This is a genomic window from Sulfitobacter sp., from assembly GCF_036961165.1.
Classification (GTDB): domain Bacteria; phylum Pseudomonadota; class Alphaproteobacteria; order Rhodobacterales; family Rhodobacteraceae; genus Sulfitobacter.
On the sequence record NZ_JBALVJ010000135.1, the window covers coordinates 1 to 5525 of the forward strand.

General features: G+C 53.7%; 5 protein-coding genes. 1 reads left to right on the top strand and 4 read right to left on the bottom strand.

From position 1 onward, the window contains the following. Window positions 1-164: 164 nt before the first annotated feature. The 3 genes from V7730_RS21850 to V7730_RS21860 form a co-directional block, all read right to left on the bottom strand. A complete protein-coding gene (locus V7730_RS21850) occupies window positions 165-1232 on the bottom strand; it encodes a quaternary amine ABC transporter ATP-binding protein (protein ID WP_335749671.1) in 1068 nt (355 codons plus the stop codon). 12 nt (window positions 1233-1244) lie between these two features. After that, window positions 1245-2282 carry an ABC transporter permease gene (locus tag V7730_RS21855; RefSeq protein WP_335749672.1) on the bottom strand — a complete coding sequence of 346 codons (1038 nt, stop codon included), beginning with the start codon at window positions 2280-2282 and terminating at the stop codon, window positions 1245-1247. Window positions 2283-2458: 176 nt separating this feature from the next. After that, complete coding sequence (locus V7730_RS21860; protein ID WP_335749673.1) at window positions 2459-3430, bottom strand: ABC transporter substrate-binding protein; 972 nt, start codon at window positions 3428-3430, stop codon at window positions 2459-2461. A gap of 582 nt (window positions 3431-4012) precedes the next feature. Between V7730_RS21860 and V7730_RS21865 the strand changes: the two genes are divergently transcribed. Next, the gene (locus V7730_RS21865; protein WP_335749674.1) at window positions 4013-4432 is read left to right on the top strand and encodes a hypothetical protein; all 420 of its coding nucleotides are present in this window, start codon (window positions 4013-4015) and stop codon (window positions 4430-4432) included. A gap of 99 nt (window positions 4433-4531) precedes the next feature. Here the strand turns inward: V7730_RS21865 and V7730_RS21870 are convergent, their stop codons facing one another. Then, window positions 4532-5428 (bottom strand): IS481 family transposase, encoded by an 897-nt coding sequence (locus tag V7730_RS21870; RefSeq protein WP_335749675.1) that lies wholly within the window; start codon window positions 5426-5428, stop codon window positions 4532-4534. Window positions 5429-5525 lie beyond the last annotated feature (97 nt).

The window sequence follows — 5525 nt, forward strand, 5'->3', positions numbered from 1 at the left end:
CCAGATGCATCTTAGCTAAGCCGCAAACCTGTCCAGAAAAGCAGGACCACTTCAGTAGTGATCCATTGACCAAAGCCTGCCCCGCGAAACATAGCTTAAGGGTGGGCCAGCCCTCAATGAGGATCCGGGCTACTGCTGGGTAAAAACCGATAGCAGCAGCCATATCAGTTGCTTAGATGGGCACTTTCCGTGTCGTCGGATTGTTCCGTTGGAACCAGAGCGCGGACCAATTTCCGCATATCCAGCACGCCAACAGGTTTACCGTCCTTCATCACACGGTAGCTAAGAGATGTGTCGCCTTCAGACAGCGCAATCACAGTTTCCAGTGTATCATCGTGATCAATTTCGCCCGCCCGTTCGCCTGCCGTGTCCGGTGTTTTGGTCATGACAGACCGGACCCTTAGCACCCGTGCCCGATTGATGTCGCTGACGAAGTCTTCGATATAGGGGGCGGCTGGGTTAAGCAGGATATGCTGCGGTTCACCCTGTTGCACGACGGAGCCATCCTTGAGGATCACCAGATGGTCTGCCAATTTCAGCGCTTCGTCCAAGTCATGCGTGATGAACACAATGGTCTTTTTCAATTCTGCCTGCAACTCGACCAGCAGGCCCTGCATGTCTGTTCGGATCAGCGGATCAAGGGCTGAGAATGCCTCGTCCATGAGCATGATATCGGAGTTGCTGGTCAGCGCTCGTGCGATCCCAACGCGCTGCTGCATTCCGCCTGACATCTGATGCGGGTACTGCTCTGCTTGGCCTTGCAGACCGACGCGGTCCAGCCATTTGCGAGCCTCGTCTGCGTATTGCCGCTCGCTTTGCCCCTCGACCGACGGAGCAAGACCCGCATTCTGCAAAACGGTCCGGTGCGGCAAAAGCGCGAACTTTTGAAACACCATAGACATCGTGTGTTTACGCAGCTCTCGCAGCTGGGCTTCGTTGTAATCGAGGATATTGTCGCCGTTGACCCAAACCTCGCCCGCCGTCGGTTCGATCAGACGGTTCAGGTGCCGGATCAGCGTCGATTTACCCGACCCTGACAGCCCCATGATCACTGTGGTTTCCCCCGCAGGCACATCGACATTGATGTCGTTCAGGCCAAGCACGTTATTGTGCCGCTCCAGCAGGTCCGACTTGCTCAAACCGTCTTTGACATGTTGCAAGGCGGGTAACGGATCGTCGCCAAAGATCTTATATAGGCTGCGGATCGAGATCTTGATTTCTGTATCGGTCATATCCGTTATCCTCTATCGCGACTGGCTGACGTTGATGCGGGCAAGTGCCGCCTTGGTCACGCGATCCAGAATGATCGCGAGAAGGACGATACCCAGTCCCGAAAGCAGGCCAACGCCCAGCTCGAGCGATCGGATACCGCGCAGCACCAGCACACCCAGGCCGGGGGCCGATACGAGCGATGCGATGACAACCATCGCTAGGCTCATCATGATGGTTTGGTTCACGCCCGCCATGATGTTGGGCAGCGCCAGCGGGATTTGCACACTGAATAGCTTTTGCCGCTTGGTCATGCCAAAGGCATCTGCCGCTTCGATCACGTCGGGGTCAACGAGGCGGATCCCCAGATCTGTCAGGCGGACCACCGGCACAATGGCGTAAAGGATGATTGCAATCCCGTATAGCTTTGGCTCGGTTACCGAGAACAGGAAGATCAGCGGGATCAGATAGACGAATGGTGGTAGCGTCTGGAGCATGTCAAGAATGGGGATCATGATGCGCTGCACCCGGTCGCTACGCGACATGGCAATGCCAATCGGCACGCCAAGCAACACACAGGTCACCGCGCAGACAAAGATGATCGCGAGCGTCTGCATCGTGTAGGTATAATAGTCGACAAAGCCCAAAAAGCCGAAGCAGATCACGACCAGCCCAACCAATTTTATCTCTCGGCTCACCACCCAAGCGACCAGCATCAACAGAGGGATCATGATGAACCATGGCACTGCCTGCATCACCCAAAGCGCTTCGTTCAGCGCCCAGCTCAGCGGTTGTGTCAGTGGGTCGACGACCACTTTCAGGCTGTCTTTTATGGCCAGGAACCCTTGTTCAAGTCCACTGGTCAGCTCGCGCGATTGCGGAAAGGATGTGCAGGCTTCGTGGAGCGCATCCATTGACGGGAACGGCGTTTCCCACGGCGATACTTCAACGTCGTCACCGGATGTTTGAGCAAGCAGTTGGGCCATGGACATCATGCCGTCGCCGTCATCTCCGCTGCTGCCGCACCAGTTGCGCAGGCCAAGCCCGTCGAATACGAAATCATACGTTGCCATTCATCCCTCACCCGGGCTTAAATCGCGGCCCTTTTCCTATTGATATGTGTCATCACCGAAAGGACCGGATCATGTGATCCCGGCCCCGTCGGTTGGTACTCCTGTGATGTCCGAAATTATGTGCGGGCATCACAAAACAGGCAAAGGGCGGCACCAAAAGCGCCGCCCTGAAGTTCTTATTTCAGCAGTGGTGCCAGCTTTTCTGCTGCGGCCTCGTTGATCCAGCCGCTCCACTCATCAGGGTTGTTTTTCAGGAAATAGACAGCTGCTTCCTCGTTCGAGGCGTTGTTGTCTTGCTTCCAGGCCAACAGTTGGCTCATCGTGTCCGTCTTAAAGGTCACGTTCCCCATCAGCTCCGCAATGTCAGGATGCGATTTCATAAAGTCCTTGGTGACAATCGTCAGCACAGGTGCTGCCGGAAAGGATGATGCCTTGGGATTAGGCGCATCGGCGTTCTGCATGGACGCAAACGCCTCCGCGTCATATTCGCCCAGATCAATACTTGTCATGTCGAACATGCCAAGCGGCGTCGTCGGACCCCAGTAGTAGCCAAACCAAGGCTCTTCGCTTTCGTAAGCCGCTGCCATTGACGTCGCCAGCGTCTCGCCGGACCCGTGATTGAAGACTTTGATACCGCTGTCTTCAAGGTTGAACGCGCGGATCAGGTTGTCATTCACAATGCGGCAGCCCCAGCCATCAGGGCAGTTGTTGAACATGCCGCCGACAAGCTCGGGGTTGGCCATCACGCCTTCGATTGTTGAAAGCTGTGGATGCGCTTCGACAAGATAGGTCGGCAGCCACCAGCCTTCGACACCGCCGGGCTCAAGCACGCTGCCAAGCTCTTCGATCTTGCCGTCCGCTTTCAGCTTTTTGTACGCATCACCGGCAGAGTTGATCCAGAGTTCGGTCACGATGTCTGGCTCGTTGTTCTCGGACAGAGATGTCATCGCCGGTGTGGTGTCAGACGGCACGGCCGTCACGTCGCAACCATAGCCTTGCTCCATCAGAAACTTGGAAACGGACGTCACGATGGCGGCTGAATCCCAGTTCATCTGTGTGATCGTAACTTCGCCGCATTGTTCTTGTGCGAGGGCCGCTGTGGGGGCCGCAAGTGCTGCAAATGCAGCGCCAAATATTAGGCTCTTCATAGGGCGTATCTCCTTTGATTTTCGTATTGAGGCGGGTCACAGCCAGACTTCTGGCGGCCCCACGCAAAGCCCATCAACGTCGCAATCGCCATTCAAGCAGTCGAACTGCTCACTCTTTTTCAAGAAACAGGGGAATGTCGATTTGCGACGGATAATGTCGCTTTCATGCTTGGGGGTATCCTACTGGAGGTGAAATGCAACCGCATAATTATTGGCGGTAACTTAACGTCCACTGCAATTTTTTGTTTACAAGGCGACTTTCTCTTCTACCAGCGCCGATGTCGGGAGAGCGACTTTCGGTGACCTAACCTTGGCGGGGCGACGCAAAATGGTTCAAATACGCAGTGATTTTCAAATGGCAGACATCTGCCCTATTATCACAGATCGGCCTGCAGGTTCAGTAAGAACTACGGAAGACACCGATACCGCTCTAGTGCTTCTCGGACCTTTATTCGACGGCCATTTACCCTATGGCGGGCTTGAACGCAGCTCAGGCGGCAGCAGTCCCGCCATCCAATGAAATTTTTCCGGTTGTGGTTTCGTAACATTGATGACAGCGGTTCATGTAAAGGGAGATCGACAATGAATGGCAAACTCACACGTGCGACAGAGATTGATCGGGTTTCGGAACTCTTGGGACTGCCCGAAGAAATTAATGATTCAGCTTCTCTAAACACCGAAATTGCAAAGGGTTTCCCGGCGGAATCCGTAGAGAAAGTTCTGAAAATTATGGGGTCCAAACCTACCTTAAACATTATTCCAGACCGAGCCTTTCGCCGGGCAAAAAGTGAAAAGCGCCCGATAAGCACCGCTAATAGTCAGAAACTTTATGATTTTGCCCGCGCATATGTGGTTGCAGACAGAGTTCACCATGGCAACGTTACGCTGGTGATGCGCTTCTTTGAGAAGCCAAGCGAGGATTTCGGAGGCGCTGTACCAATGGCATTAGCAATTTCAAGCCCTGCCGGTGCTGATGCAGTGATCGATTTGCTCAATAGATAATGCGGTCCGAGTGATTTTGACGAGGCAAATTTGACAAACGTTCCGGGTGTCTGCTTTCAAACAACCTAGCCACTGTAAGCTGGACAGACCTTCGGGACGCTATTGTAGCTTTTCTCTGAGAGCTTCGTAAGGGGTCTGGCCGTTATGAGCGCCGTGCGGTCTGGCGAAGTTGTAGAAGCGCTCCCATTCGTCGAGTTTGGCCTCGAGGTCGACGTCGCCTTTGTAACTTAGGAGCTGATAGAATTCCTGCTGATCGGATCGATGTGAACGCTCGACCTTCCCGTTCAATTGCGGCGTGCCGCGTTTTATATATGCGTGCCTGATCCCGAGATCTTCAACATGCCAATGGAACTTGGCCTGGAATTCATGACCATTATCCGTGCGCACCTCGCGAATACGGCATGGGAACTTTTCGATGATGTGGTCAATGAAGTCGATCGCGTTTGCCTGCGTATGTTTCTCGTGGACCTTGAGGGCGCGAACTCTTGTTGCATCGTTGATCGCTGTGTATTGGAATCGGCGGACCTTTTCGCCGCTTTTTCCTTTGAAGGTCAGAAACTGAACATCCACCAGAATGTGATGGCCCGGCACTTGCTTCTGATAGCGCTTGGTGTGCAGTTTGCGCATCCGGGTGCCTCTGGGCAATCGGTTGAGTCCGTTACGCTTGAGAATGCGGTAGACACCAGCATCTGAGATTTTGATGCTGTGATAGCGCTCCAAATACCAGACAATCCTGATAGGTCCGAGGTGGTATTTGCGGCGTAGATACAGAACCTTCTCCACGATCTCAGTTGGCGTTTGATTGGCAGGATTTTTGCGGATTGATTTGGCATTCTTCAACCCAGCTTCACCATGCTTTTGATATGCATCGCGCCATCTATAAAAGCTGGACCTGCCGATCCCAAAATACCAGCAGGCTTTGCGAGCATTGCCGATCTTCTCGGCGTGCTGGAGCACTCTAAGTTTGCGCTGAATGTCGCGTTCGTCGTTCGTCATGAATACTTCCTCCATCCCAAATCAGGGAGGTTACAGGAAGTGTCCAGTGAAGTGGTCCTGCTTTTTAGGACAGTTTTGCGGCTTGGCTAAGATGCAT

Bases quoted from the DNA above. Each gene is read 5' to 3' on its own strand.
- V7730_RS21850 (WP_335749671.1), bottom strand. From the start codon at position 1,232: ATGACCGATACAGAAATCAAGATCTCGATCCGCAGCCTATATAAGATC.
- V7730_RS21855 (WP_335749672.1), bottom strand. From the start codon at position 2,282: ATGGCAACGTATGATTTCGTATTCGACGGGCTTGGCCTGCGCAACTGG.
- V7730_RS21860 (WP_335749673.1), bottom strand. From the start codon at position 3,430: ATGAAGAGCCTAATATTTGGCGCTGCATTTGCAGCACTTGCGGCCCCC.
- V7730_RS21865 (WP_335749674.1), top strand. From the start codon at position 4,013: ATGAATGGCAAACTCACACGTGCGACAGAGATTGATCGGGTTTCGGAA.
- V7730_RS21870 (WP_335749675.1), bottom strand. From the start codon at position 5,428: ATGACGAACGACGAACGCGACATTCAGCGCAAACTTAGAGTGCTCCAG.